The sequence below is a fragment of the Marinobacter salinexigens genome (assembly GCF_008370345.1).
Classification (GTDB): Bacteria; Pseudomonadota; Gammaproteobacteria; order Pseudomonadales; family Oleiphilaceae; genus Marinobacter; species Marinobacter salinexigens.
Map to the genome: position 1 here is coordinate 1 of NZ_VTUU01000049.1, position 874 is coordinate 874.

At 59.3% G+C, this 874-nt stretch carries 1 protein-coding gene; it reads right to left on the bottom strand.

Annotated features, from left to right (window positions below):
- Positions 1-324: 324 nt before the first annotated feature.
- On the bottom strand, positions 325-816 hold the full coding sequence (locus tag FWJ25_RS20615) for a carotenoid oxygenase family protein (RefSeq protein WP_246166900.1): 492 nt from the start codon (positions 814-816) through the stop codon (positions 325-327).
- Between the last annotated feature and the right edge of the window lie 58 nt (positions 817-874).

An 874-nucleotide genomic window follows, 5' to 3' on the forward strand; every position in this document is an offset into this window, starting at 1 on the left:
GGTTGAGTCGCCCTTGCTCTGCTTCCGTGCACGGCGTGCACCGTGCACAGCCGGCAATGTTGGTGGTGGACCCATCAATGATGAACATTGTTCTATTCCAATAAATTTTTTTTTGTGATTTCGTATCAATTCTACTCATGAACTCTTTTATGGGTTCTGCTACATTTACACTACAATATAATTCGTGAATGCTATGTGGCCTAGAGTTGTTCTTACTCCAATCTATTCAGTATGCAGCTGATGGGTGTGTGTGTGTGTTTCTCCTGGAATCATGKGCTACAGATCCCCAGCACGTAAACACTGGACGAGTGTTCGGTGCTTTGATCATTGCTGCTGCGCCTGGAGCTCGGCCTGCGTGAYAAASATGCCGTGGAAGCCGTAGGGGACGCGCGCKGGCAGCTGCACCTCGGCGACGATGTCCAGCTGCGSCGWCCTSGCGTCCATCACCACGAACTGGTTCTCGCCGGTGCGCTCGTTGTGGACGTAGCACACYAAGTAGCCGTCGTCCTCGTTGCCATTCCCCTCCACGTCGTCGGGGACGAAGAACGGCTCCCCCGCGAAGCACCCGGGCCCGAAGWCGCGCCGCGCYACMGTGCAGTCGCCCGTGCCGGCGCGGTCCAAGTCCAGCTTGGCCACYCCGGMGATCTTCGGCATGGGGTCGCCGATGCCGAGGTAYCCGTACCGGTKGCGCCGGCCAAGGTAKCCCGGGTGGATYACGCCGAAGTCGAGGTTCYCYGCCGAGAGMGGGGTGCGCGACACGGCRCCCGTGCGCAGGTTSATGCGCACCTTCTCGACRCAGGAGTGCACGAGCTCCATGCGCTCCAGCGCGTGCTCAAGGGACAGGACGTTGGGCGCCACCAGCACTAACTCCTCG